At 60.5% G+C, this 25918-nt stretch carries 17 protein-coding genes and 1 pseudogene; 6 read left to right on the top strand and 12 right to left on the bottom strand.

Annotation, left to right across the window (positions count from 1 at the left end; all coding sequences use genetic code 11):
- Positions 1-39: 39 nt before the first annotated feature.
- The 7 genes from J3P82_RS22840 to prmA form a co-directional block, all read right to left on the bottom strand.
- Positions 40-2814 (bottom strand): response regulator, encoded by a 2775-nt coding sequence (locus J3P82_RS22840; RefSeq protein WP_434558785.1) that lies wholly within the window; start codon positions 2812-2814, stop codon positions 40-42.
- Between the two features lie 98 nt (positions 2815-2912).
- Entirely contained in the window at positions 2913-4208 is a 1296-nt protein-coding gene (gene purD, locus J3P82_RS22835; RefSeq protein WP_434558784.1) for a phosphoribosylamine--glycine ligase, read from the bottom strand.
- A gap of 169 nt (positions 4209-4377) precedes the next feature.
- Complete coding sequence (gene purH / locus J3P82_RS22830; protein ID WP_434558783.1) at positions 4378-5985, bottom strand: bifunctional phosphoribosylaminoimidazolecarboxamide formyltransferase/IMP cyclohydrolase; 1608 nt, start codon at positions 5983-5985, stop codon at positions 4378-4380.
- A gap of 83 nt (positions 5986-6068) precedes the next feature.
- The gene (gene fis, locus J3P82_RS22825) at positions 6069-6389 is read right to left on the bottom strand and encodes a DNA-binding transcriptional regulator Fis (RefSeq protein WP_186610807.1); all 321 of its coding nucleotides are present in this window, start codon (positions 6387-6389) and stop codon (positions 6069-6071) included.
- Entirely contained in the window at positions 6386-7393 is a 1008-nt protein-coding gene (gene dusB, locus J3P82_RS22820) for a tRNA dihydrouridine synthase DusB (protein ID WP_434558782.1), read from the bottom strand. The genes fis and dusB overlap by 4 nt, the downstream gene beginning before the upstream one ends.
- Before the next feature lie 185 nt (positions 7394-7578).
- A complete protein-coding gene (locus J3P82_RS22815; protein WP_434558781.1) occupies positions 7579-8802 on the bottom strand; it encodes a DUF3426 domain-containing protein in 1224 nt (407 codons plus the stop codon).
- A 30-nt stretch (positions 8803-8832) separates the two neighbouring features.
- Positions 8833-9711 (bottom strand): 50S ribosomal protein L11 methyltransferase, encoded by an 879-nt coding sequence (gene prmA / locus J3P82_RS22810; protein WP_434558780.1) that lies wholly within the window; start codon positions 9709-9711, stop codon positions 8833-8835.
- Between the two features lie 197 nt (positions 9712-9908).
- On the opposite strand from prmA, the gene J3P82_RS22805 reads away from it, so the two are divergent.
- On the top strand, positions 9909-13877 hold the full coding sequence (locus tag J3P82_RS22805; protein WP_434558779.1) for a type III effector 1: 3969 nt from the start codon (positions 9909-9911) through the stop codon (positions 13875-13877).
- Between the two features lie 85 nt (positions 13878-13962).
- Here the strand turns inward: J3P82_RS22805 and accC are convergent, their stop codons facing one another.
- The 5 genes and pseudogenes from accC to J3P82_RS22780 all read right to left on the bottom strand — a co-directional run bounded on the left by accC (position 13963) and on the right by J3P82_RS22780 (position 20132).
- Positions 13963-15318, bottom strand: coding sequence for an acetyl-CoA carboxylase biotin carboxylase subunit (gene accC / locus J3P82_RS22800; RefSeq protein WP_434558778.1), 1356 nt, complete (start codon positions 15316-15318; stop codon positions 13963-13965).
- Positions 15319-15335: 17 nt separating this feature from the next.
- Positions 15336-15797 (bottom strand): acetyl-CoA carboxylase biotin carboxyl carrier protein, encoded by a 462-nt coding sequence (gene accB, locus J3P82_RS22795; protein WP_434558777.1) that lies wholly within the window; start codon positions 15795-15797, stop codon positions 15336-15338.
- 48 nt (positions 15798-15845) lie between these two features.
- Positions 15846-16298, bottom strand: a complete 453-nt coding sequence (aroQ, locus tag J3P82_RS22790; RefSeq protein WP_018605716.1) for a type II 3-dehydroquinate dehydratase — start codon at positions 16296-16298, stop codon at positions 15846-15848.
- Positions 16299-16462: 164 nt separating this feature from the next.
- Positions 16463-16999: pseudogene (locus J3P82_RS22785) on the bottom strand (methyl-accepting chemotaxis protein); the annotation flags it as partial.
- Positions 17000-18461: 1462 nt separating this feature from the next.
- Positions 18462-20132: a diguanylate cyclase gene (locus J3P82_RS22780; RefSeq protein ID WP_434558776.1), complete on the bottom strand. Its 1671-nt coding sequence runs from the start codon at positions 20130-20132 to the stop codon at positions 18462-18464.
- 418 nt (positions 20133-20550) lie between these two features.
- On the opposite strand from J3P82_RS22780, the gene J3P82_RS22775 reads away from it, so the two are divergent.
- The 5 genes from J3P82_RS22775 to J3P82_RS22755 all read left to right on the top strand — a co-directional run bounded on the left by J3P82_RS22775 (position 20551) and on the right by J3P82_RS22755 (position 25854).
- A complete protein-coding gene (locus J3P82_RS22775; RefSeq protein ID WP_434558775.1) occupies positions 20551-21618 on the top strand; it encodes a DUF2333 family protein in 1068 nt (355 codons plus the stop codon).
- A gap of 3 nt (positions 21619-21621) precedes the next feature.
- Positions 21622-22179 (top strand): NUDIX hydrolase, encoded by a 558-nt coding sequence (locus tag J3P82_RS22770; RefSeq protein WP_434558774.1) that lies wholly within the window; start codon positions 21622-21624, stop codon positions 22177-22179.
- Positions 22180-22350: 171 nt separating this feature from the next.
- Complete coding sequence (locus J3P82_RS22765) at positions 22351-22722, top strand: translation initiation factor Sui1 (RefSeq protein ID WP_434558773.1); 372 nt, start codon at positions 22351-22353, stop codon at positions 22720-22722.
- Between the two features lie 209 nt (positions 22723-22931).
- Entirely contained in the window at positions 22932-24845 is a 1914-nt protein-coding gene (gene speA, locus J3P82_RS22760) for an arginine decarboxylase (protein ID WP_434558772.1), read from the top strand.
- Between the two features lie 58 nt (positions 24846-24903).
- Complete coding sequence (locus J3P82_RS22755) at positions 24904-25854, top strand: S66 peptidase family protein (RefSeq protein ID WP_434558771.1); 951 nt, start codon at positions 24904-24906, stop codon at positions 25852-25854.
- Positions 25855-25918: the final 64 nt, after the last annotated feature.

Genomic DNA, 25918 nt, shown 5'->3' with positions numbered 1-25918 from the left:
GACGACGGGAGTCTATCAGGCGTTTTGACGCCTGTCGGCTCAGGACGTTTGCGCCGTATGGTTTTGCTGGTCGCGCTGCGCTACCCAATGTTCGATCAGTTCGCGCAGCTGCGACAGCTCCACCGGCTTGGCCATGTGTCCGTCCATCCCGGCTTGGCGGGCGCGCTCCTTGTGTTCGGCCAGGATGTGAGCGGTGAGCGCTACCACGGGGGTACGTGTCCGCTGGTTTCCCATTTCCCAGGCCCGCAGTTGCTGGGTGGCGGAAAAACCGTCGAGGATCGGCATCTCGCAATCCATCAGGACCAGGTCGTAGCGGTGCTCCTTCATGGCCTTGAGCGCTTCTTCGCCATTGCTGGCAGTGTCGGGTTGCAGGTTGAGCTTGCCGAGCATGCCGCGGATGACTTTGGTGGAAATACTGTTGTCTTCGGCCACCAGGATGCGGAAATCGCTGGGTACCTTTACCGTAACGGGAGGGCCGGCATTGACCGGGACGTTCGGCGCCTGGCCTTTGTTGCGCTGGTTCAGTTCGTCCGCCAGGGTGGTCTTGAGTGTATAGCCGGCCACCGGTTTGGCGAGGATGCGCTTGACCCCGCTGTTGCGCGCCACGACCTTGCTCGGGGCGTTACTGATGCCGGTCAGCATGATCAGCAGGATGTCGTGGTTCAGGCTCGGGTCTTCCTTGATCTTGGCGGCCAGTTGCATGCCAGTCATGCCGGGCATGTTCTGGTCCAGCAACACCACGTCGAAATAATCGCGCAGGTGAGCCTTGGTGCGCAGCAGCGCCAGGGCTTCCTTGCCCGAGGGAACCGCGCTGACATTGAGGCCCCAGGCGCTGCATTGCTGGACCAGCACCTTGCGGCAGGTATCGTTGTCATCGACGACCAACACACGTGCCCCTTGCAGCGGGCCGTCGAGATCGGACGTCGGGTGCTCGAGGCGATCCGGGTCCAGCGGCAAGGTCAGCCATAAGGTACTGCCCTGGCTACTGCCGCTCTTGATGCCGAATTCGCCATGCATCAGCATGATCAACTGGCGCGCGATGACCAGGCCCAGGTTGCCACCCAGCCGCGTGGCCGAGAGGACATTCTTGCTGTGCAGTTCGGCGTGCATCAGCATGTCGCGCTCTTCGGCGTCCATGGGCGATCCGCTGTCCTGCACCGCGATGCGCAGGCGTGGCTGATCGCTGCGCTCGTCGAGGGCAACGACAATCAAGACCTCGCCTTCATCGGTTTTCTTCAAGGCATTTTCCAGCAGGCTCAGCAGCGCTTGGCGCAGCCGTGTCGGATCGCCGCTGATCACCCGCGGTACCTGGGGCTGGATGAAACTGATCAGCTCGACATTTTGCTGTTCGGCTTTGGCGCGGAAGATACTCAGGCAGTCCTCGATCAGTGCGTTGAGGTCGAACTGCACATCGTCCAGTTCGATCTGTCCCGACTCGAGACGGGAAATATCGAGGATTTCGTTGATCAGGGTGAGCAGTTCATTGCCGGCGCTATGGATCGTCTGTACATAATCGCGTTGCTTGACCGATAGCGGCGTGCCTAGCAGCAGTTCCGTCATGCCCAGCACGCCGTTCATCGGAGTGCGGATCTCGTGGCTGATCTTCGCCAGGAATTCAGCCTTGGCGTTGATCTCGGCGTTACTTGCCGCCAGGTCGCGACTGATGCTGAAGCGACTCTCGTTTATCGATCGCTGTCGCTCGCCTAACGCGACGCTCATCAGCAGGCCGCTGATGCAGATGATCACCAGCAGCGTGACGATCAGTCCCTGGGGGGCGACTTCCGTCAATCCTTGCAGGGCCGGGAGAATGATCAACGTACCCAGGTTGAACACCACCATGGCGGCGACGAACAGCCGTGCCGGGCGATAGCCCTTCTGCCAATGCCAGGCACTGACGAACAGCATGCTCAGACCGGCCAAGGCCACCAGTGCATAGGTCATGATATTGAGCGGCAGCGTGGCGACGAACAGCAGCAACAGGCTGCACAGCATGATGAAGACAATTTCGCCCAACAACAGCCGGTTCAGCGGATGCGATCCCAGCGGCGCGAAGTAGCGATAGGCGAACATCAAGCCGCAGGGTGCTGTCAGCAGCAGGGCCAAATACGCGCCTGGCGTCTGGATCGCCGGCCAGTTTGGCAGCCAGGCGCCGGCCAGGTTCAGCAGCAGGACCAGGCTGAGCATCAGCAGTCCTTCACAGGCCGCCAACCACAGGCAACTACGTGACCGGGTGTAGGCGTAGCGGGTGAGGTTGTGCAGGATCAGCATGGCGATGCAGCCGAACAGCAGCCCATAGATCAATGTCTGGTTCTGGTCGGCTGCCGCCATGACGGCCGGTTGCAGGGTGACGTAGGGGCGCAGTTCGTAACGGGATGACAGCCTCAGGTAGACGTCGAGGGGTTTTTCGCTGCGAGGCAGTGCCAGCATGAAATCGCTGCTGGGCACGGGTTGTTCGGAGCTTGGCAGCGCATTGCCGTTGATCTGTTGATCAACCAGGGCATCGCCGTCCAGCACGTAGAGATTCAGGCGCGACAGGTCAGGCGCAAAAATGCGCAGTATCTGCTCATGCTTGTCGGGAGCCAGTCGGAAACGCAGCCACAGGGCTCCACCCGGCTCGGCTGCCTTGAGGTGGTCCAGGTCAATGGGGCTGAATTGATTGGTATAGCGGGCTGAGCGGATGTCGCTCAGTTTCAGGTCGCCCTGTTCGTCGAGCAATACCGCCCAGCCACTGCCGGGCGCGGCCAGGGCCGGGAGCACGCAGAGCAGCGTCAGCAGGGTAACGGTCAAGCCTATGGCAATCCTGAGCCAGCGCACGGCGAAATCCCTTCGTAGTTGATGCCAGATGATAACTATGCGCGGCGCCTGGGCAGCCAGGCAAGGGCCATGGACCCTGGCCTGGCTGAATGGCCAGGTTATTTCAGGTTTTCACCACGCTCGCGGGCAATTGCACGGTAGCCAATGTCCTTGCGGTAGAAACAGCCTTCCCAATCAATCTGCGCGGCAAGCTTGTAGGCTTGCTGCTGAGCGACGTCGACACTGGCACCCATTGCCGTGGCGCACAATACGCGACCACCGGCGGTAACCACTTGGTCGTCCTTCAATGCCGTGCCAGCGTGGAACACCTTGCCTTCCAACTGGGCCGCACCTTCCAGGCCCTTGATAACGCTGCCCTTGGCGTAGTCGCCGGGGTAACCACCGGCTGCCAGTACAACGCCAACACTCGGACGTGGGTCCCACTGGGCTTCGACTTTGTCCAGCGCCTGGGCCAGGGCGGCTTCCACCAGCAACACCAGGCTCGATTGCAGGCGCAGCATGACCGGCTGGGTCTCAGGATCGCCGAAACGGCAGTTGAATTCGATGACTTTTGGGTTACCAGCCTTGTCGATCATCAGCCCTGCATAGAGGAAACCGGTGTAGACATTGCCTTCCTCGGCCATGCCGCGCACGGTTGGCCAGATCACCAGGTCCATCACGCGCTGGTGTACGTCGGCGGTGACCACCGGAGCGGGAGAGTAGGCGCCCATGCCGCCGGTGTTCGGACCGCTGTCGCCGTCGCCGACACGTTTGTGGTCCTGGCTGGTGGCCATCGGCAAGACGTTCTTGCCGTCGACCATGACAATGAAACTGGCTTCCTCGCCGTCGAGGAATTCTTCGATCACGACGCGTGAACCGGCGTCACCGAAGGCATTGCCGGCGAGCATGTCGCGCACCGCGTCTTCGGCCTCGGCCAGTGTCATGGCAACGATCACGCCTTTGCCGGCGGCCAGGCCATCGGCCTTGATCACGATGGGTGCGCCTTTTTCACGCAGGTACGCCAGCGCCGGTTCGATTTCGGTGAAGTTCTGGTAGTCGGCGGTCGGGATCTTGTGACGCGCCAGGAAGTCCTTGGTGAATGCTTTCGAGCCTTCCAACTGTGCAGCACCGGCGGTCGGGCCGAAGCAGTCCAGGCCACGGGAGCGGAACAGGTCGACCACGCCGGCGACCAGCGGCACTTCCGGGCCGACGATGGTCAGCGAGACGTTCTTCTTAGCGAAGTCGGCCAGTTGTTCCAAGGCCAGTACGTCGATGGCAACGTTTTCGCACTTGGCTTCGATAGCGGTGCCGGCATTGCCCGGCGCCACGAAAACCTTCTGCACGCGGGGATCCTGGGCCACTTTCCAGGCCAAGGCGTGTTCACGGCCACCGCTGCCAATGATCAAAATGTTCAAAGAAAGACTCCTTCGGAGAAGCTGCAAGCTACAAGCTGCAAGTCAGAGCGGGTATGCGCGATTCTAACTTGCAGCTTATGGCTTTGAATGAGTGAGTTTGCAAAGGCAAGCAGAGCGCCACAGGCCTGCTCTTAACTTGCCGCTTGCAGCTTGAAGCTTACCGCTGGCCTCAGTGCCTAAAGTGGCGCATGCCGGTGAATACCATGGCGATGCCAGCCTCGTCGGCTGCAGCAATCACTTCTGCATCACGCATCGAACCGCCCGGCTGGATCACTGCGGTAATGCCGACCTTGGCCGCATTGTCGATACCGTCGCGGAACGGGAAGAACGCATCGGAGGCCATGACCGCGCCTTGTACCTGCAAGCCGGCGTGTTCAGCCTTGATCGCGGCGATGCGGGCGGAGTTCACGCGGCTCATCTGGCCGGCGCCGACGCCGATGGTCTGGCGGTTCTTGGCGTAGACGATGGCGTTGGACTTGACGTACTTGGCGACTTTCCAGGCGAAGATCAGGTCGTTGATTTCCTGTTCGCTCGGGGCACGCTGGGTCACGACCTTGAGGTCTTCGCTGCCGATCATGCCGATGTCGCGGCTCTGGACCAGCAGGCCGCCGTTGACGCGCTTGTAGTCCCAGGCCGGCGCACGATCGGCCGACCATTGGCCGCAGGCCAGCAGGCGCACGTTGGCCTTGGCGGCGACAATGGCGCGGGCCTCTTCGCTGACCGAAGGGGCGATGATCACTTCGACGAACTGGCGCTCGACGATGGCCTTGGCGGTCTCTGCGTCCAGCTCACGGTTGAAGGCGATGATGCCGCCGAACGCCGACTCGGTGTCAGTGGCGTAGGCCAGTTCGTAGGCCTGGCGGATGCCACCCTCAGCGTCCGGGCTCACCGCCACGCCGCACGGGTTGGCGTGCTTGACGATCACGCAGGCCGGCTTGACGAAGCTCTTCACGCATTCCAGCGCGGCGTCGGTGTCGGCCACGTTGTTGAACGACAGCTCCTTGCCTTGCAATTGGGTAGCGGTGGCGATGCCGACCTCGGCAGGCTTGGCTTCCACGTAGAACGCCGCGCTCTGGTGCGGGTTCTCGCCGTAGCGCATTTCCTGGGCCTTGATGAATTGGGTGTTGAAGGTTCGCGGAAATTCGCTGCGGCCTTCGGTGCTCAGCGTTTCGGCGGCCTGGTTCACGGTGCCCATGTAGTTGGCGATCATGCCGTCGTAGGCGGCGGTGTGTTCGAAGGCCTTGAGCATCAGGTCGAAACGCTGGGCGTAGGTCAGGCCGCCGGCCTTGAGGCTCTCCAGCACACTGGCGTAGTCGCTGGCGTTGACCACGATGGCCACGTCCTTGTGATTCTTGGCGGCCGAGCGGACCATGGTCGGGCCACCGATGTCGATGTTCTCGATGGCGGTCGGCAGGTCGCAGCCGGGCTTGTTGATGGTGGCTTCGAACGGGTAGAGGTTGACCGCTACCAGGTCGATCGGCTTGATGCCGTGCTCATTCATGATGGCGTCATCGATGCCGCGACGACCGAGGATCCCGCCATGGATTTTCGGGTGCAGGGTCTTGACGCGACCGTCCATCATTTCCGCGAAGCCGGTGTAGTCCGCGACTTCCACTGCGGCGACACCGTTGTCCTGCAGCAACTTGAAGGTCCCGCCGGTAGAGAGGATCTCTACGCCCAACTGTTGCAGCTCGCGGGCGAATTCAAGGATCCCGGTCTTGTCGGAGACGCTGATCAAGGCGCGGCGGATCGGCAGGCGGGTGGTCTGGTCGGTCATTTCAAGTTCCATCAAAAGCAAGGGAAGTCAGCAAAAAAGGCGACCGTTTTTTACGCGGGCGCCTTTCTGGTTTGATTGAATGCTTACAGCAGATCGTACTGCTTGAGTTTCTTGCGCAGGGTGCCGCGGTTCAGGCCCAGCAGCTCACTGGCCTTGGTCTGGTTGCCCTTGACGTAGTTCATCACGCTTTCGAGCAGCGGCGCCTCGACTTCGGAAAGCACCAGGTTGTACACATCCGTGACGGCAGCGCCCTCAAGGTGGGCGAAATAATTGTGCAGCGCCTTCTCGACGCTCCCGCGAAGGGTCTGGCCTTCTTCGCTGGGCGTGTTGAGGTGCTGTTTCAAATTCACGTTGTCGCTCACGGGTGCTATTCCACTCACTAAAGTCTCGGTCATCATCGTCATGCGGCCACCCCTTCGTCCCCTGTCAGGCTCTTGTAACGTCCGGCGAAAAACGCCTGAACGTCGGCGCATTGTGCTTGCGTACCATCCAAACGATTGAAACGGGCGCGAAACTCCCTGGCGCCCGGCAGGGTTGCGAGATACCAGCCCACATGCTTGCGAGCGATGCGTACGCCCATGACTTCGCCATAGAAGACATGCAGCGCGGCCAGATGCTCTAGCAGAATACGTTCCACCTCGGACAACATCGGCGCAGCGAGTTTTTCGCCGGTGCGCAGGTAGTGTTCGATCTCACGGAAAATCCACGGCCGCCCCTGGGCGGCCCGACCAATCAACAGGCCATCGGCACCGGTCGCGTCCAGCACGTACCGGGCCTTTTCTGGCGAGTCGACATCGCCATTGGCAAAGACCGGAATGGACACCGCCTGCTTGATCGCGGCAATGGTGTCGTACTCGGCTTCGCCGGTGTACAGGTCAGCACGGGTGCGGCCATGGACCGCCAACGCTGTGATACCGGCCTGTTCGGCGATCTTCGCCACCGTCAGGCCGTTCTTGTTCTCCCGGTCCCACCCGGTGCGGATCTTCAGGGTCACCGGCACATCGACTGCGGCGACAACCGCCTGCAGGATCTCGGTGACCAGCGCTTCATCCTTCAACAGCGCCGAGCCAGCAGCCTTGTTGCAAACCTTCTTCGCCGGGCAGCCCATGTTGATGTCGATGATCTGCGCCCCCAGTTCGACGTTAGCCCGGGCTGCCTCCGCCAGCATCTGTGCGTCGCCACCGGCAATCTGTACCGAGCGGGGTTCGGGATCGCCTTCGTGGATCATGCGCAGCCGCGACTTGCGGGTGTTCCACAAGCTCATGTCGCTGGTCACCATTTCCGAGACCACAAGGCCCGCACCCAATCGTTTGCACAACTGACGAAAGGGCTGATCGGTGACGCCCGCCATGGGGGCGAGAACCAGACCGTTCTGCAATGTATATGGGCCGATGCGTACCGCCGACATAGGACTTCCCTGAAGTGGGGCCGGATCATGAGACTTCGAAAAAGGGTTGGCATGATACCCGCTCTCGATGACTGGATAAAGGTCGAATTGGATAAAATCTGAACAGCTATTTTGTTATCGCCAGCGGTTTGGTCTGGGTCAGGTGAGTCAGAAAGCTGTCGTCAATCGGCCGGCCCTGGCGGGCTTCATTCGGGCGAATGAAAGCTCAGGCTGTAGTTCACCGCTTTGGGGCCTGGGTCCAGGATATCCAACGCAATATGGATCGGCGTCTGCGGTGGCATTTCCCCCCGGCCTTCGAGGTCGCCGCCCAGGTACTCGCCTGGCTTGAAGCGACGGCTGGCGATCAGCTGACCGTTGAGGTCGGCAAAACGCAGCTCCAGCAGGGGGAAGGGCTGGGAGAAGGGCGCGCGGTTGTAGATGATCGCGTCCACCACCAGGGCGCCGCTGAATTCCGGATGGCTGCGCACCACCAAGTTGCTGCTTTTGATCTTGGCGATGTCGACTTTGGACGGTACGTCGCAGCCGATGGTCGGGCAGATTTGCAGGAACCAGGGGCGGTATTGATCCTGGCGAGCCAGTTCTTCGAAATGGTACGCAATGTACTGACCGCCCAAAGCTGCGGCGGCAAGCAGTATCAACAGGCCCCAGAGCAGGCGACGGCCCCAGGGCGTGCGGCGCTTGCGCCAGTCCAGTTGCAGCGGGTCGTCGTCCAGGTCGTGGAGGGCTTCGGCGCGTATTCCCGGTTCCTGGCGTTCCCGTGACTTGCGCAGCGGCACCGGTTGCTCGGGTTCGTCGTCGAGATCGTCAGTGGCGGATAGGCGCTCGAGGTGCTCGTGGGGTTCGTCGTCCTGCGTGAGGCTCAGCGGGGCGACAGGTTCGTCGTCCGGTTCCAGCGGCTCGAGCGCCAGCGACAAGGAGGGTTCGGTCCGCGGCGGTCGCGCGGGTTCATGGGGCTCGAACGGCTCGAGGGGCGGCTGGATGGCGGCTCCGGCGCGTTCGGCGGGGGACTCGCTGTAGAGGCTGTTGGACCAGGGCTCCTGCTCGTTCGAAAGGTTTTCGCGCTGGGCGCTCAGGTTGTCTTCACGGCGCCGGCCCAAGGTGTCTGGCGCCCGCTTGTCACGCCGTTCCAGGCGAGCCAGTTCCTTGTCCAGGTCATCGAGATCCAGCTCGGCGGCCGTCCATTGTTTCTGGCTGATGGCGCGCGGGGCTTCGACGGCAGGCTTGACGGGCGAAGCCGGCGGCGCGGCGATGTCCTTGCCAGTGCGTTGCTCCAGCAATTGCCGGGCGGCATTGAACACTTGCAGGCACGAGCCGCAACGAACCACTCCGCGTGCCACGCTCAATTGACCATGGCTGACGCGGAAACTGGTGTGGCAATGCGGGCATTGAGTGACGAAGCTGTCGGTCATGCGGCAATCCGGTCGATACAGGCGGCCATTCTAGCGCCGACGTCCGGTGATGCGCACCCAGCCATCGCGATTGGCGATCGGGTCCAGGTCAAAATCCGCGGCATAAGCGGCGGCGACTTCATCGCCTTGTTCGGCCAGGATCCCCGACAATGCCAGGCGCCCGCCCGGCTTGACCAGGCTCGACAGTTGCGGCGCCAGGGATACCAGCGGACCGGCGAGGATATTGGCCACCAGCACGTCGGCCTGGACTTGCGGCAAATCCTGCGGCAAATACAGAGGGAACAGTTCTTCTGCGATGTGGTTGCGCCCGGCATTGTCGCGGGACGCTTCAAGGGCCTGGACATCGATGTCGGTGCCGACCGCCTCCTTGGCGCCCAACAGCAGCGCGGCAATGGCCAGGATCCCTGAGCCGCAGCCGAAATCGAGCACATTGCAGCCCTTGAGATCCTGGCCGTCGAGCCATTCCAGGCACAGCGCGGTAGTCGGATGGGTGCCGGTGCCGAACGCCAGGCCCGGGTCCAGCAGCAAGTTCACCGCGTCCGGTTCCGGCGCGGCATGCCAGCTCGGCACGATCCACAGGCGCTGGCCAAAGCGCATCGGCTGGAAGTTGTCCATCCAGCTGCGTTCCCAGTCCTGGTCTTCGATCACTTCACTGTGATGTTCGGGCAATGGACTGCCCGTCAGCAGCTCCAGGTGAGCGAGCACGCTCTGAGCTTCAGCACCGCCCTCGAACAGCGCCAACAGGTGGGTGTGGGACCACAGCGGCGTGGTGTTGAGCTCTGGCTCGAAAATGGGCTGGTCTTCGGCGTCCATGAAGGTTACCGATACCGCGCCTACTTCAAGGAAGGCGTCTTCGTAGGTTTCGGCTTGTTCCGGGCTGATGGCCAGACGTACTTGCAGCCAAGGCATGGCGGGCACCTTTGAAATATATCCACGGGGGGCAGCGTGAGGCTGCAAAGGCGCGCAGTGTACGCCAGGTCGCTATCAAAGTGGATAAGCGCGTCCCGGGCGGTCCGGGTGGGTGTTTCGATATATATATATATGTATGACATCAGCGGGTCACAAGGCGGATAAGGTGCCGGTCCACACAACAGGGAAGAATGTGTATGGACGACGCTACTGAGAGGCAAGCAAGTTTGGACGACGCGGTGCCGGTAATTTCCTCGTCGGCGGACACTGCAACGGAAATTCTGGAAAAGCTAACGCGTTGGCACGGGATTATCGATGCGCGGATGCAAACCCAGATGACGTTTTTGGAATTGCTGGAAGAGTATCTGTTGGTCGAACTGCGCACGCATTACTACCAAGGCAACATCGACCCACACTTCGTCGGCACGCTGCTGGACGCAGTGCTGCGGCAAATAATCGACCAAGCGCCCGCGGTTTTCGACGAGCAGCAGGATGCTCCTTATCGCTGGTCCGAAGGGGCTGACCTGGGATTTTCGGCAGAGCGCCGGGATATCATTTCACAGGCACTTGAAGGGACGGTCTCGGGCTTTATCCGTCACTACAAGGATTATCTGCGGCGTCATTGGAAGATGGCCGAAGAGGATGCCTCGCTGGATGAGTTCGTCAGGCAAAGGCTTGATGAACATATGGCATCAATCGATGAGGTTTTTCATCCTGACAAGGTTGTTGGCCTAGACGTTGATGAGCTACGGGAAAAAATTCAAACGCTTCAGGATGCCTGGCACGAAGCGACTCAACTCCAGAGGTTGGCGACCCCGCAGGAGCGCGAGGCCATTGATGCGGTTGCGCGATTGCACTTGCCGGAATGGCTGCGGGTATTGAGCGAATTTGACCGTAAGACGTTATTGACTTTTCAGGAGCAGACGGCGCAAACGCAGGCGCGCCTGGATGAGCTGCTTGATGGGCTCGGCTCGTTGCGCGCCTTCGCAAAGCACCTCGCCAAAGACTATGTCAGGCATGAACTGGACATGGACGTTGAGCCAGAACGAGTCCAGGTACAGTTACAGTGGCGAACCGTGGTGGGGCAACCTGTGCGGACCTACAGCCTGAGCGAGTTGCTCGCGGCGGGCCCCATGAGGCCGGACGCGATATCGGTGCTCCTGGTCGAGAACGGGGATATGTTACGCAACCAGCCCCTATCGCCCACGTTCATCGCGCAGTTGTTAGCAAATGTTGATGCGCCTGCCGGGTATTTACCGGCACTGACCAGCCGCTACGACAAAGCGGATCTGAAAGACGCTATGTTCGATCGGTTTTTAGCAAGACTGCAACACAGTGCTTTTATCGCACGTTGCGCAGGCCAGCTGACGGACGTCGGGCACGACCGGCTCATGGCTCAGTGGGAGCGCGAGGCTGCGGCGCGAGCCAAAGCCGGGCTGCATGTCGCCGGGCTGGTACTTCCCAATGGATTGAAATGTACCGACCTGCTTCTTTTTTACCGCGAAGACCCGCGCGGCGAGCCTGACGATTTATTGCTCTATGCCCCCGGCAAACCTGATGGCCAGGAATGGATCGAGTTGATCTCGTTGCGGGCGCTCAGTGCCGAGATCGGTGGGTGGACCGCAAGTGACGCGGGCTGTTTTTATCTGTTGCAGCAACTTGCTCCTGGCGATCGGGCGCAAGCCCGACAGTACCTTTCTCGCATCACGGCAACGTCAGTTACATGGGACTTGAACAAGGACTTGAGAGGTACGGTTGCAGGTTTCGAGGAATGTATCCGGATCGCTGTCTCGATGGGGCTGACGAATGAACTGGCGGAGGTGGAGCTGAACGAATCGCCGCGCTGGTACTCCGCCCTGCCAGTCGATTCTCGACGACACATAAGCGGTTTGAACCAGGAGGTGCTGATTCATCAGCAGATGTTCAACGATCTGTTGGCGGAATATGAAGTTTTTGTGGACTTCGCCAAGCGGACCGTCATGCAAGCGATCGCTCCCTACTTGCGCAGCAAAGGCGTTCAAGAACCGGTGGATCCTGCCACGGTGCTTATTGACTACCGTTCGGGGTGGACGGGGGGCAAGCATGTGGCCAGCCTGCTGGATCTGGTCATCCATGGTTATGACGACAACTGGGGCATTGACGATCCCCAAAAAGGCGTACTCTCTTCGGTTGGGCAGGATCTGACGCAGTTACGAAGTGCTGACTTGGCGCTTTATATTCGGCGCGCTCACCTGGGGGAGCACTATGCGAAGCATATTCGCGGCAAGTTCCTGAACCCCGATGCCCCGCAGTATTTGAAGCGTCGCGATGCTTATCGTTACTTACAACTTGCCAGGATTGACCGTGATCTGCGTGTTGCCTATGGCCAGTCGATCTTGAGCAGTGATGAGTTCCGATGGCTGACCCGCCAAGTCACCTTGCTCGGCCAGTGGGACGATGGCGCGCCTCCCATGTCTTCGACTTTTGCTGTGGCGCAGGAAGGCATGATCAAATTTACTGTCGGCGGGCATGTCGTCCTGGGCGTCTACGTCTTTATCTATTTCGATCCGAAGGCCAGCTATTGGTTGTACACGCCTGATTCTCCAGACGGCATTGCGTTTCGCAGATACCTGGATTTTTCCGGGAGTATCGCGGCGCAACTGCATGATTACGTCATGGCGCGAGTGGGGCAGGCCGCGCGTGCTGCTGTCAGGCGCACGTTGGAGTCGCTGGCCATTGCAACGACTCGTGTCGATACGTTGCGTGAGTTCAATCGTGTATCGAATATTGCTGCGCAGTTCGATGCCTATATCGAGCGCTCTGTCAGTGACGTACAAGACATAACCACCAGCCGCGTTGAAATGATCAAGAACCAGGTCGTCAAGGGGCTGCTCATGGCGGCGCTTCCCGTCTGCATGATTTACCCTCCCTTCATTTTATTTTTGGATGTGACTTTCATTGTTATCGGTTCCAGGCAAGCAATCGAAGCCCATCGGCAGAATGATCTGGACGCAGCGCTCGGCCGCTGGCTGGAGGTGTCCTGGGGAACATTGTTTGCCATGTTCGGGCCGCCAAGCGTGTATGCGCCACTGATATGGGCATTCAGAAAGGCAAGAGGGGTATTGAGATCGATATCCGCTCAAGGCTTGGGACGCCTGGCATCGGCCGCAGTCAACGAGGCTGGGCCTGTCACGCAGCCCATACGCTTCAAGCCAAGGCAAGCGGCCAGGCAGGTGCCAAAGGACCTGCAGGAGGTGACCGAAGAGGGAGTTTTTCAAGGCACCTATCGTCGCCCGCCCAGCGCATCGCACCCCCAAAGCACTTATTACATACGCAGTAACGGTAAGTACTACCAAGTACGGAGGGATCCTTACTTCGACGGCTTGTGCCTGGTGGATGCCAGTCGTCCCGGTGCGTTGTACAAGTTGCCCATCCGCAGGCTGGCGAATGGAAAGTGGGCGCATAATGCCGTTGGTTTGAAGGGCGGCAATGACGGTGTTCGCAATCTGGGTCGTGTGGGGGATCTAAGGGAGGCGTTTCCCGGACACGTCTTCCCTGACGTAACAAGGGGGGCGATGCAGGGCGAGGCAGTGGTGGCGAGGTTCAGCGAGGCGATCACGGATCACTATCTGTTCTCCCTGAACGCGCAGACGTGTGTGGTCGCTTCCATGTACAACCCAATCACCAAGATAGGAGCGGTCATTCATTTTGATCACAACATCCGCAAGCTTATCGAACGCGGTACCAAGGCGGTCATGTCGCGCCTGGGAGGACCAGCGAAGGATGTTCGGGTGACCCTGGTCGGTGGGGACTGGCTCACGGGCGCGGACATTGGTGAACCGGTCAGGCAGGTGATGAGACGTCAAGGTCTCCAACCGACCTGGGATTACTGGTCGTATTCTTCCTGCTTCGGTAATACCTATGGCGTGTCACTGGACTTGCGCAGTGGGCTGACGACGGTATTCAAGACATCACAGGGCCAGGTCGAACGCTTTTACGTTCCGGTACTGGCGAGGGCGAAAAAGGGCTCTGACCCTGTGTCGATGCGTGCACGCACATTCATGACGCGCTATCGCAGCGAGCCGCTGGTAGCCAATGCCAATGGTGCCGTTCGTACCCGCGAAGGCAGGCCGGCGACGGCGGCGCAACTTGCTTTGAACGAGATCACCCTGGTTGTGCTGGGCTGATTCGATTCCGGCATCCCGAGAAAGACGCGCCAAAAAAAGACCCCGGGCCAAATGGACCGGGGTCTTTTTTACATCCCTTGGAGCATCAGTGCTGGTTGCCCAGCTTGTGTTCCAGATAGTGGATGTTGACGCCACCTTTGCAGAAGCCTTCGTCACGCACGAGGTCGCGGTGCAGCGGGATGTTGGTCTTGATCCCGTCGACCACGATTTCGTCCAGCGCATTGCGCATGCGCGCCAAGGCTTCGTCACGGGTCGCCCCGTAGGTGATCAGCTTGCCGATCAACGAATCGTAGTTCGGCGGAACCGCATAGCCGCTGTACAGGTGCGAATCGACGCGAACGCCATTGCCGCCTGGGGCGTGGAAGTGCTTGACCGTGCCCGGGCTTGGCATGAAGGTTTTCGGGTCTTCGGCGTTGATTCGGCATTCCAGCGAATGACCACGAATCACTACGTCATCCTGGGTGAACGACAGCTTGTTGCCAGCAGCGATGCTGAGCATCTCCTTGACGATGTCGATACCGGTGACCATCTCCGAGACCGGGTGCTCCACCTGGACGCGGGTGTTCATTTCGATGAAGTAGAAACGGCCATTCTCGTACAGGAACTCGAAAGTGCCGGCGCCACGGTAGCCGATGTCGATGCACGCCTTGACGCAGCGTGCCAGGACTTCTTCGCGCGCTTTCTCGTCGATGCCCGGAGCCGGCGCTTCTTCGAGGACCTTCTGGTGACGACGTTGCAGCGAGCAATCGCGGTCGCCCAGATGGATCGCCTGGCCTTGGCCGTCGGACAGTACCTGGACTTCGACGTGACGCGGGTTGGTCAGAAACTTTTCCAGGTAGACCATCGGGTTGCCGAACGCCGCGCCCGCTTCGGAGCGGGTCAGTTTCGCCGAGGAAATCAGGTCTTCTTCCTTGTGTACCACGCGCATGCCGCGACCACCGCCGCCGCCAGCGGCCTTGATGATCACCGGATAACCCACTTCGCGACCGATGCGCAAAGCGGTTTCCTCGTCTTCAGGCAGCGGGCCATCGGAACCCGGAACGGTCGGTACGCCGGCGGCGATCATGGCGTGCTTGGCCGAAACCTTGTCGCCCATCAGGCGAATGGTGTCGGCTTTCGGGCCAATGAAGGCAAAACCGGAGTTTTCCACCTGCTCGGCGAAGTCGGCGTTTTCCGCCAGGAAACCGTAGCCTGGGTGAATGGCGGTGGCGCCGGTCACTTCGGCGGCGGCGATGATCGCCGGGATGTGCAGGTACGAGTGCGCAGCCGACGCTGGACCGATGCAGACGGATTCATCCGCCAGGCCCAGGTGCATCAGTTCTTTGTCGGCCTTGGAGTAAACGGCGACGGTCTTGATGCCCATCTCTTTGCAGGCACGCAGAATCCGCAGGGCGATCTCACCGCGGTTAGCGATCAGGACTTTTTCCAACTTCGCAGTCATCAAAGGCTCCCCGCGGTTCAAACGATGGTGAACAGCGGTTGGTCGTACTCAACCGGCTGGCCGTCTTCGACGAGGATGGACTCGATCACACCGCTGGTTTCAGCTTCGATGTGGTTCATCATCTTCATGGCTTCGACGATGCACAGGGTGTCGCCTTTCTTCACGGTCTGGCCAACTTCAACGAAGGATGGCGAGGATGGCGAAGACTTGCGATAGAACGTGCCCACCATCGGCGAGCGCGCAACGGTGCCGTTGAGCGCTGGCGCTGCCGGTGCGGCGGGTGCGGCGGCAACTGGCGCTGCTGCTGGAGCAGGGGCGGCGACCGGAGCTTGCATCGGGGCCGGTGCATAGAACTGCTGGGCCGGGGTCTTGCTGTGGCGGCTGATGCGTACGGACTCTTCGCCTTCCTTGATCTCGAGCTCGTCGATGCCGGACTCTTCCAGCAACTCGATCAGTTTCTTAACTTTACGGATATCCATGAATCATCAACTCCCAAGGGTCGGTCAGGGGCGTTTAACGCTTGTTGTTCAAGCTGTTGCCTGTTTTTCAAGCTGCTCTAGGGCGGCCTCCAGGGCCAGTCGGTACCCGCTGGCGCCAAGGCCGCAGATCACGCCTACTGCTACATCGGAGAAGTAGGAGTGATGGCGGAAAGGTTCGCGTTTGTGCACATTGGACAAATGCACTTCGATGAATGGGATGCTCACTGCCAGCAGCGCGTCACGTAATGCGACGCTTGTGTGTGTAAAAGCTGCTGGATTGATCAAAATGAAATCCACGCCTTCGCCACGCGCGGCGTGGATGCGGTCGATCAATTCGTATTCGGCGTTGCTTTGCAGATACAGCAAATGATGGCCGGCATTGCGGGCCCGCTGTTCCAGGTCCTGGTTGATCTGGGCCAGTGTCACGGCGCCGTAGACGCCCGGTTCACGGGTGCCAAGCAGGTTCAGGTTGGGTCCATGCAGGACCAAAAGGGTCGCCATCTGCTGTTCCTTGTTATCTGTGAGCAGGTGTCAGAACCCGGCGACTATGCCGCAAAGCCTTTATGACTGTCCAGTTCTCAGCAATAGCCAGCACGATGAGCGATGTTTGCGCGAAATATATGACCATGTCCTTTGATCCGGTCACTTGTAATGAATGTGCAGGGTCAGACCCGGAATGCCTGCACCGCAGTGTGTAGCCGCCCACCGAGCAGCAGCAGGTTGTCGCCCTGTTCCCGCCCTTGGCCGATGCGCAGCAGGTTATCCCCGCCGAGCTCATGTATGCGCTCGCTATGATCACGGATCTCGCTGACGGCGCCGCTTTGCTGGGCAGTGACGTCGGCGATGCGCCCGGCCGTATCGGCGATGGTCTGGATGGCGCCGACGATTTCATCCAGTGCACCGTCGGCTGCCTGCGCCTGGCTGGCGGTGGCTTCGGCGTGTTCGACCTGGGCACGCATGCCATCCACCGATTGACGCGCGGCCAGCTGCAAGCGTGCAATCAGTGCCTGGATCTCGGCGGTTGCGCCCGCCGTGCGTTGGGCCAGGGAACGGACTTCCTCGGCCACCACCGCAAAGCCTCGACCCATTTCTCCGGCGCGGGCGGCTTCGATGGCCGCGTTGAGGGCCAGCAGGTTGGTCTGGTCGGCAATCGAGCGGATGACGGTCAGTACGCCGCCAATGGTCGCCGACTCCTCGGCCAGTTGTTCGATCATTTGCGCGTTGCCTTGCACTTCTCCGACCAGTGCGTGAAGGCCGGCGAGGCTCAGGCCGATGACTTTCTGGCCATGTTCCACCGCGTCTCCGGCACTGCGGCTGGCCGCTGCGGCCTGGCTGGCATCGCCGGCCACCTGCTGGATGGTCGCCTCGAGTTCGCTGAGGGAATCGCGGATCAATGCCGTGTCGCCGGCCTGGTATTGGGCGCCGCTGTGCAGCTCGCCGCTCAACTCCGCCAGGGTCCGGCTGCTATCCGCCACTTGCTCGGCGTTCAGGCGAATGGTGCCCACCAGATCCACCAGATACGCGCGCAGGCGATTGAGGGACGCTTCGATATCGCGCAGCTCGCGGTTATTCGCGCCGACGTGGATATCATTGCTGAAGTCGCCTTCGGCCCATGTCGACAGGGCTGGCGCCAGACGGGTCAGGGTGCGGGCCAGGTGTCGTTGCAGGGTATCGATCAGCAGGGCGATCAAGAGGATCAACCCGATCATCACGCCCTGGATACTCCGTACTTCGCCTTGGATCTGTCCATGCTGGGCGCGCACCGCCGGCTCCATGGCGTCAATTGCCTTTTGCACATCAGCGGTCTTCAGGAGGGTGGCATTGCCCAGCTCGGTACGTTTCTGGATCAGCTCGCGGGTGCGCGCCAGTTCCGCTGGATAGCGGCCAAGCAGGCTGTTGAGTTCACGCTTGAGCGCGATGCCGGCATCTTCGGCGACGGTTTTCTCCTGGGTTTGCAAGCCCATCAACGCGGCGAAGTCATCGCTGCCGGATTCGTTGCTGGCGGCGACGCCGAGCAGCTCCAGATTATCGAGCTGTTGGGCCTGGACACGGATACTGGCCAGTTCGCGTTCGACGTCGGCGGCCAGTTCGCTACGGCCGCTGCTGACGAGTTTGCCCCGTGTGAGCGACAGGCGGCCCAAATGCTGCGATGCAGCGAGCAACGGCGGCAGATAAGTCGGTGCGCCGTTGGCGTACTGGGCGAGCTGATCGAGGTTGGCGCTCAGCTCACGTTCGGCCTGCAGCAGCAACGCCTGGGGATCCCCGGCCAGTTTGCCAGCGGCCAGCAAGTCGGTCCTGCTGAAGCCATCGAGGTTCGACAGGCTCGGGCGCAACGTCTTGGCCAGTTCCGGTGGGAATTGATCCAGTTCTTTTTGCAGGATTTCCAAGGCCTGGGTAGCTGCGCTGAGGCGCAAGGCGTCGCCACTGGCCAGATAGTCCTCTATATTGCGCGCCACCTCGCCTTGGAACTGTCGTGACAGGCCCAGGTAGCGCTCCATCAGCAGATAAGGACGCTCCAGGGCGATTTGCGACCACCAAAGCGTGGCGCCGAGGCCAAGGCACACGGCAACTAAAAGAAGGGTATTGAGATTGGTCAGCAGCTTCAGGCGCATCAAGGGTCTACCGGGGGCAGAATCGTAAGTGCCTGAAGTTATTGCGTTTACGTTACACGTTTATGACTGAATCGGTTGATTCCGATGAAAAAGTGGCACTTTGCTTTGATTGCCGCGCGCTTTGTACCCTGTTGCGCCCAGCGTGCTTGGCACGGTACAGCGCTTCGTCCGCCTGGCTTGCCATCATCAGGCTGTCGGATTCGTCGCTCATTTCGACCAGGCCGGCGCTGAAGGTGCACCACAGGTCTTGAGGTTGGGCCGGGTAATGGATCTCGGCAAAACGCTGACGGATTTCATCCAGCACCTTGTAGGCGGCGTCGATGTCGGTGTCGGGCATGACGATCGCGAACTCTTCACCGCCGTACCGTCCGATGTAGTCCGTCTTGCGCAGTCGTTGCTTGAGAAACAGTGCCAGGCTCTTGATTACCCTGTCACCCATGGGATGGCCATGGGTGTCGTTGACCCGTTTGAAATGGTCAATGTCCAGCATCGCAAAGCTCAGTGGCTTGCCTTCCCGGCGAGCGCGGAAACTGCAGTCTTCGAGCAATTGCAGGATGTGGGTATGGTTGTAGAGGCCGGTGAGGCTGTCGCGCACCATTCGCGCCTTGAGATTGCGGGCCCGGGCAGCGCGGTTGCGCACGGTGGTGATCAGGTGCCGGGGCTTGATCGGTTTGGTCAGGAAGTCGTCGCCGCCTTCGCTCATGGCGTCGAGCTGTTTGTCCAGGTCGTCTTCGGCGGACAAGTAAATGATCGGCACGCTGACATAGCGGTCGTTGTGGCGGATCACCTTGGCCAATTCCGTGCCGGTGCAGGCGGGCATGTACATGTCGAGGATGATCAGGTCGGGCTGGAAATCCGCCAGTTCGGCCATGGCCTGGATCGGCTCGATCAAGGTCCGGGTGACGATCCCGGCGCTGTTGAGCAGGCGCTCGGTGTGCAGGGCCTGGGCCCGGGAGTCATCGATGATCAGCACTTTATAAGGGTCGTACTGGGCGACACAGGTCAGCACTTCAATTTTCTCCAGCAGGCTCGAGGCTTCGAGCGTGCCGGTGAGAAATTCCTGGCCACCGGCGCGCACCGCCGCCAAGCGTGTTGGCGTATCCGTTTCGAGCAAGCTGAAAAATAACAGCGGAATGGCTTGGTCGAGTCCTTCCTGGGCTTGGGCTGCGAGCTTCAGGCCCACACCAGGGCCGCTGAAATCCACATCCATGACAATGGCCGCAGGCAGGCGCTCGACCATCGACGCCTTGAACGCTGCGACGCTGTCCAGCGCCTGCGCGCTGAGGCCGAAGAACTCCAACTGCCTGGCCAGTCGCTCGGCGCGGTCATGGTCTTGCAGCGCCACATAGACGGGCTTGCGCAGCGGCGGCAGGAACGTTTGCTCAAGCTGGTCGCCATGGCGCAGGCCGGTGCGGGACAGGCGTTGCATCAAGCGATTGATTTCAGTGATCAATTGGCTGCTCAGGCGGCCACGATTGGCATCCACCGCGTGCAGCGACTGGCTGATATCTTGGGCGAGCTGGTAATGCTCAGGTTGTTCAAAGCGCTCGGCAAAGCGCAGCAGGCGCAGATTGGCTTCGCTGAGCTCAGAGAGGTCGGTGCTCGACCACTCGCTGCGTTGCAGGCGCTGCCATATCTCAAGGATCTGGCGAGCCTGATGAATTACCCGCTGGGCAAAGTGGTGCTTGAGGCGCTCACGGCTGGGGTCTTCTGACTCGGTCATATCCTGACTACTAGTTAGGGGGCATGCTGAGGTCGACTGGTGGCTCTATGCTAGCACCTCTTTTCCCTTACATGAGTGTCGTACGTCAATAATCTGCCAAGAGGGGTCATTCAGTTTCTGACCGAATAGTCTGGAATGCGCCGTACGGGGTAGAGGAAATCCCCGGAAAACAAGGGGTTCAGTGCTTCTTCAAGGAGTATCTGCGCGGTACTTCGTGGTGCGATCCAATACAGGCTCAGGTTTCTATCGATGCTCTTTGCCTTGGATTGATGACTTGCACGGTTAAGGGAATCCCTTACAAGCCTTTCGGCTTCGCGACAGTAAATCTCCGATAAGCCCAACGACGGATGCCGGCTGAGGCACGTTGATGTAAGGTTGTGGTCGAACCGTGAACTCAAGTGATTGAAGGGACATCGCCATGCTGGACTGGAAGAACCGCGCGGGCAGCGCGCCTGAACGCGCCGCCGAACCGAAATCGGACACCCGCAGTTACCTGGGCGGGGTGTTTTTCAGCCGGGCACTGGCCACGCTCATCGGTCTTTATCTGCTGGTGACCATTGCGGTTGGCTGGTATTGGAGCCAGGAACCAGCGTTGTTTCCCGTGCAGCAGAACGCCCAGGCGGCGGCGGAAAAGGACGGCCGGCAAATGGTGGTCGGCTACACCACCGTTGAAACCCTCAAGACCGTGGCCGGAACGTTGTTGACCAAGCAGGGCGGTTACATTTCCAATGATCGCTTCCCGCCGGGCCTGTGGATGGACAACATGCCCAGCTGGGAATACGGCGTGCTGGTACAGGTACGCGATCTTAGCCGCGCGTTGCGTAAGGACTTCGCCCGTTCCCAGTCGCAATCTGCCGAGGACGCCGATCTCGCCAAGGCTGAGCCGCGGTTCAATTTCGACAACCGTAGTTGGGTGCTGCCCTCCAGCGAGTCGGAATACCAGGAAGGCATCAATTCGTTGAGCCGCTATCAGGCGCGCCTGTCCGATCCGGCGCAAAAAAGCGCGCTGTTCTACGCTCGCGCCGACAACCTCAACAACTGGCTAGGTGATGTCGGCACGCGCCTGGGGTCGTTGTCGCAGCGCCTGTCGGCCAGTGTCGGCCGGGTCAAGCTCAACACTTCGTTGAAAACCGAAGTACCGGCGCCGGGGCAGGTGCCGCAGGTGGATGAGGAAGTGGTGGAAACGCCTTGGCTGCAAATCGATAACGTGTTTTATGAAGCCCGCGGCCAGGCTTGGGCGTTGTCGCATCTGTTGCGTGCCATCGAGGTGGACTTCGCCGATGTGCTGGCGAAGAAGAACGCCACGGTCAGCGTGCGGCAGATCATTCGCGAACTGGAAGCCTCGCAGGAACCGGTCTGGAGCCCGATGATCCTCAACGGCAGCGGCTTCGGTGTATTGGCGAACCACTCGCTGGTCATGGCCAACTATATTTCCCGCGCCAATGCGGCAGTGATCGACTTGCGGCAGTTACTGAACCAGGGCTGATCAATGGACGAAAGTGCCCGTGAGGTTGCTCACCGAGTGGCCTCGGATGCCGAGCAGATTGCTTGGGTCGACGAACACGACAACCTGCTTGGCAGCCTGGTGCGCTCGCAACTGCGCGAGCGCGGCCTGATCGGGCGCGGCACCTACATCATGCTGTTCAACTCGGCCGGCGAGTTGTGCGTTCATCGAAGAACCTTGAGCAAGGCGATCTACCCGGGTTTCTGGGACGTTGCGGCGGGGGGCATGGTGCAGGCGCACGAGACCTACGCCGAGTCGGCGGCCCGCGAGCTGGCCGAAGAATTGGGAGTGAGTGGCGTCGAGCTGATTGCCCATGACCATTTTTATTTCGAGGACACCGGCAGTCGCCTGTGGTGTTCGGCGTTCTCGGCGATTTGGGACGGTCCGCTGATCCTGCAACCGGAGGAAGTGCTGGAAGCGCGTTTCCTGCCGGTCGAGCAGGTCCTGGATGAAATCCGCTGCAAGCCTTATTGCCCGGACTCTCTGGCGGCGCTCGGGCGCTATTTGAAAGCCCGCGAACAGGGTGTCGCAAAGAAGCTGTAAATTGGCGTCGATTGGCCCTTAGCAAGTCGGCTTTTTGTCGTTACACTGCGCGACTTTTCAAGCTTGGCCGACATCGCTCGGTCCAGTTGCGCTGCCCCTGCCTGAGTGGGGCTTCGCGGTCGGGGCACTTTCGCTCCTCGACCAGTCATTGTCCTCCGAAGAGGATTGCCGGTGGCCAAAAAAGCCGCATCCTTCGCCGCCCTGGGTGGCCTGGTATTTTCTACCGACGCCGGTCGTCATTGCCCTGATTGCCGCCAGCCGGTGGATGCCTGCATCTGCAAACAGACCGCCATTCCCGACGGAGACGGTATCGCTCGCGTGCGCCGCGAAAGCAAAGGCCGCGGTGGCAAGACGGTGACCACGATCACCGGCTTGCCGCTGGCCGAAGACGCGCTCAAGGAGCTGGCGACAACGTTGAAAAAACGCTGTGGCACCGGTGGCGCGTTGAAGGACGGCATCATCGAAATCCAGGGCGATCACGTCGAGCTGCTGCTGGCGGAACTCACCAAACACGGTTTCAAGGCAAAAAAATCTGGCGGCTAGCAGCTTCTGTGAAAGCCACCTCGGCTTGATCCGAACCCCGGGTTCGGGATCGTCCGCAGGGTTTTCACAGAACCTGTTCGGAACGGGTTTTAAACTCAGCGCTGTGGGCAGGGTCTACCTTGCTTACAGGCAAATCGTCATTTCCATTCTCTAGACTGCGCCAGCCTCCGACCGGATGGTGCATTTTGACTTCTTTATAGGGGACTTCGATGTCCGTACGACGCACACGCAAAGACGATGGCAGCCAATGGACAGTTGCGGACAGCCGCAGCGTTTACGGGATCCGCCATTGGGGGGCCGGGTATTTCGCGATCAATGAAGCCGGTCGCGTCGAAGTCCGTCCGAACGGCCCCGACAGCTCGCCCATCGATTTGTACGAGCAAGTCGACCAGTTGCGCCAGAGTGGCCTTTCGCTGCCCCTGCTGGTGCGCTTCCCGGACATCCTGCAAGATCGTGTGCGCCAGCTCACCGGCGCGTTCGACAGCAACATCGCACGCCTGGAGTACCAGAGCCAGTACACCGCGCTTTATCCGATCAAGGTTAACCAGCAGGAGGCGGTGATCGAAAACATCATCGCCACCCAGAACGTCTCCATCGGCCTGGAAGCCGGTTCCAAGCCTGAGCTGCTGGCGGTGCTGGCCCTGGCGCCAAAGGGTGGGACGATTGTCTGCAACGGTTACAAGGATCGCGAATTCATTCGCCTGGCGCTGATGGGCCAGAAGCTTGGTCACAACGTCTTTATCGTGATCGAGAAAGAATCCGAAGTCGGCTTGGTGATCGAAGAAGCCGCGTCGCTCAAGGTCAAGCCTCAGGTAGGTCTGCGGGTGCGCCTGTCGTCCCTGGCGTCGAGCAAGTGGGCCGACACCGGTGGCGAGAAGTCCAAGTTCGGTCTGTCGGCCGCGCAGCTGTTGTCCGTGGTCGAGCGCTTCCGTGACGCCGGCCTGGATCAGGGCATCCGTCTGTTGCACTTCCACATGGGTTCGCAGATCGCCAACCTGGCGGACTACCAGCATGGCTTCAAGGAAGCGATCCGTTACTACGGCGAACTGCGCAACCTCGGCCTGCCGGTGGATCACATCGACGTCGGCGGTGGCCTGGGCGTGGACTACGACGGTACGCACTCGCGCAACGCCAGCTCGATCAACTACGACATGGACGATTACGCCGGCGTCGTGGTGGGCATGCTCAAGGAATTCTGCGACGCCCAAAGCCTGCCGCATCCGCACATTTTTTCCGAAAGCGGCCGCTCACTGACGGCTCACCACGCGATGCTGGTGGTACAGGTGACCGACGTCGAGAAACACCACGACGATGTGCCGGTGATCGAGAACAAGGAAAGCCTGCCGGAAACCGTGCAATGGTTGGTGGACCTGCTGGGCCCAACCGACATCGAGATGGTCACCGAGACTTACTGGCGCGCCACCCACTACATGAGCGACGTGGCCGCCCAATACGCCGACGGCAAGCTGACCCTGGCGGAAAAAGCCCTGGCCGAGCAATGCTATTTCGCCGTCTGCCGTCGCCTGCACAACTCGCTGAAGGCCCGCCAGCGCTCGCACCGCCAGGTGCTGGACGAACTCAACGACAAGTTGGCCGACAAGTACATCTGCAACTTCTCGGTGTTCCAGAGCCTGCCGGACACCTGGGCGATCGGCCAGGTATTGCCGATCCTGCCGCTGCATCGCCTCGACGAAGAGCCCCTGCGCCGCGCCGTGCTGCAAGACCTGACCTGCGATTCCGACGGCAAGATCAAGCAATACGTTGACGAGCAGAGCATCGAGACCAGCCTGCCGGTCCACTCGCTCAATCCAGGCGAAGATTACCTGCTGGGCATCTTCCTGGTGGGGGCCTACCAGGAAATCCTCGGCGACATGCACAACCTGTTCGGTGACACCGACTCGGTGAACATCTACCAGAACGCCGACGGCAGTGTGTACCACGCCGGTATCGAGACCCATGACACCATCGAAGACATGCTGCGCTACGTGCACCTGTCGCCGGAGGAATTGATGACGCATTACCGTGACAAGTGCGCCAGCGCTCGCATCACCGCGGCCGAGCGTACCCAGTACCTGGATGCGCTACGCCTTGGGCTGACGCGCTCTTCCTACCTGTCTTCCTGATCGGGCCAGGCCCTTCACGACGGTGTGTACGCATGACTTTATGCAGGGAGATTCAGGGATGACCGTTCGACCCAAGCACACCCTTTATCCGCATCAGCCGGTACCGGCGCTCCCGGCCGAAGGGCTGATCGGGGTGATTGCGCCTGCCGGTCCGGCGCCGCTGGACAGCGACAAAGCCGTGCAATGGATGCGCGCCCACGGCCATGAGCTGCGGATATTTCCGGGTGTCCATGAAAAGGACAGATACCTGGCCGGCAGTGACGAGGTGCGGCTCAACGATCTGCACGCAGCGTTCGCCGACCCGCAGGTGAAGGCCATTATTTGTCTGCGCGGGGGCTACGGCACGCCGCGACTGTTGGATCGCATCGATTACGAGCTGTTGCGGCGTAACGCCAAGCCCTTTGTCGGCTACAGCGACATCACCGCGCTGCACCTGGCGATCAGCCGTCATGCTGGGTTCGTGACCTTCCATGGGCCATTGCTCAATGCCGACCTGCTGGGCGGCAAGGCACCGTCGACGTTCACTTCGTTCTTCAGCCTGTTGCATGGGCAATTGGGGGCAGGCGACGTACTGAGCCATCCGGCGGCTTATCCATTGACGACTGTCGAGCCAGGCATCGCTCACGGGCGGCTGCTAGGAGGCAATCTGTCGATGATAGCCGCGACCATGGGCACGCCTTACGAGATCGATGCCGAAGGCGTGATCCTGCTGGTGGAGGACGTCAACGAGCCGCTCTATCGCATCGACCGCTTGCTGACCCAGCTGCGGCTGGCGGGCACCCTGGCGAAGTTGCGGGGCGTGCTGCTGGGAGATGTCGCGGGTGTGGACGTCGAGGATTTGAACCGCTTGTTCAAGCAGACCTTTTCGCCATTGCGCATTCCGGTGTTGTCCGGTTGGCGCAGCGGGCATTGTGATCCCAATCTGACGTTGCCCATGGGCGCGCTGGTGGAACTGGATGCGGGGCAGAAGAAAGTGACGTTGGAGCAGGATGTGGTGCTCGGCGGCTAGGCCAGTGTTACCTATCCATCAATCATCGAGAACTGCTCGCCAACCTCGAAAGAGTAGCGAGCAG

This window comes from Pseudomonas sp. Z4-20, assembly GCF_051131955.1.
GTDB classification, from domain to species: Bacteria; Pseudomonadota; Gammaproteobacteria; order Pseudomonadales; family Pseudomonadaceae; genus Aquipseudomonas; species Aquipseudomonas marvdashtae.
This window is presented reverse-complemented; position numbering and strand designations above follow the sequence as displayed.